Source organism: Endozoicomonas sp. ONNA1, assembly GCF_024606325.1.
GTDB lineage: Bacteria > Pseudomonadota > Gammaproteobacteria > Pseudomonadales > Endozoicomonadaceae > Endozoicomonas_A.
Genome location: NZ_JAHHPN010000410.1, coordinates 1 through 1653, shown reverse-complemented (window position 1 = coordinate 1653; position 1653 = coordinate 1). Strand labels below are relative to the sequence as shown.

The following is a 1653-nucleotide window of genomic DNA, read 5'->3' as shown; positions in this document are numbered from 1 at the left end:
ACGCTGCCAGCATGGCCAGTCGCCATAACCAAAGCTCCATTTGTGACGCACTGAAGGGCTCAGATGTATAGTCATAATCACCTATCATGGACAAAACCCACAAACACCCGAAGAGTATCGTTAACGAGAAAAACTGAGTCGCATCAAAAAAGGCTCTGGTCCGTTTAAAGACTGGCAGGCCGTAGCCCAGCAAAAGAACCACCAAACTGAAGACAAGAAATTGCACTGGAAAGCTCTTCCCGAAAAGCGGCAGATTACCATCACTAGTCCAGTAAATCGTTTCGAAAAAAAACCAGCAAGCCAATACCAGTAATCCCAATACCCAGAGCAACAGTGATTCCAGCACTATCGCGACTAACAGATAAATCGCAGCTCCAAGAAGCAATAACAGCGAATAGTGACCATTAACTGTATAAAAGACCTTGTACAGGTAGTAAATGGAAGCCGCTGTCGATATAGCGCCCAGGAAAAAAATAAGCTCCTGACTAAACACACGGCCTGTCTGGCGTGACTTGAACCAACCGCCAAACAGATAAATGCCAACCGACAATGCAGCGAAAAACAAGCTTCGGGTGCCGTCCTGAAGAGTAAATAAACGCTCCAGCCATGCAATCAGAGCCTTATCCGTAACCACTGCTAACAGTGATAGCACCATGGAAAATAGCGCCGCCCAGCAAGCGTACTGGGCCAGGATGCGCCATTGAAAGGATTGCACATCCAGAGAGTTCAGCAGGGCTTCTTTTTTGCCTTCATCCAGAAGACCATCCCGGGACCAGCTCTTGAGTGTTTCTTGCAGAAAACGGAACTGTCTTCCATTCACTTTCATAATGTCTCCCTGAGATAACCTGTAGAATCTGATGTGTCTTTTAATGCATTATGATGAGTAGCCCCTATCATTCTGAGTGTGCACCAAAAAACCATTCAGTTGCCATCATTGTTCAATACGCCCAGAACGCGTGTTCAACGTCCGCCAGATCTGGGTAAGCCTTTCATTTTTAAGCAATATAGCGTATTTTCCGAACCCTTAATTTTCTACTGGGTGTTGACACTTTTGCCTTATATCCCTAATATTCGCCGCACTTGTTGAGCAGCACATTGCTGATCGCAGGGCCCAGGTGGCGGAATTGGTAGACGCGCTAGCTTCAGGTGCTAGTGTCCGAAAGGGCGTGGAAGTTCGAGTCTTCTCCTGGGCACCAATCCTCAAAATTTTGTCATGTGATTCGTAGTAAGAAAGCCGGACAGTTGCCCGGTGGTATTATCTTTAATCTCTCTTCCTTTTTGTTATCTCGAACCCCGGCAAAGGCAAACGCTCTTCGCCCGCAAGACCAGTCCCCCCAGAAAAGAAACGCGCAAATCAGCGGCTGCCATAGACAATCCACTGGATTTTATTATTAGGTGACGTGGTTATTTTTTGAGATGGTTCACGATGATGACGAGTGTATCTTCAATCTTGTCAAAGCGCTTATCGTGTTCGTCAAAGCGCTTATCATGTTCTTCAAAACGTTCATCAACCCTCTTGAAACCTGCAAGTGTCGCCTGTGTCAACGCCGCAAGATCAGATTTAACCCTGATAACCTCAGATCTGACCCCAGCAATATCTGACTTTAAGTCTGCAATATCACGCTGGTTAGTCAGTGTGATGTTTTGTGTGTC

The 1653-nt window shown here is 46.3% G+C and carries 1 protein-coding gene, 1 tRNA gene and 1 pseudogene; 1 reads left to right on the top strand and 2 read right to left on the bottom strand.

Annotation, left to right across the window (positions count from 1 at the left end; genetic code table 11):
• A partial coding sequence (locus tag KDK19_RS09310) for a hypothetical protein (RefSeq protein WP_257291809.1) occupies positions 1 to 826 on the bottom strand: 826 nt, incomplete at its 3' end.
• A gap of 283 nt (positions 827 to 1109) precedes the next feature.
• On the opposite strand from KDK19_RS09310, the gene KDK19_RS09305 reads away from it, so the two are divergent.
• Positions 1110 to 1196, top strand: a tRNA-Leu gene (locus KDK19_RS09305).
• A gap of 208 nt (positions 1197 to 1404) precedes the next feature.
• Here the strand turns inward: KDK19_RS09305 and KDK19_RS09300 are convergent.
• A pseudogene (locus tag KDK19_RS09300) lies at positions 1405 to 1653 on the bottom strand (hypothetical protein); the annotation flags it as partial.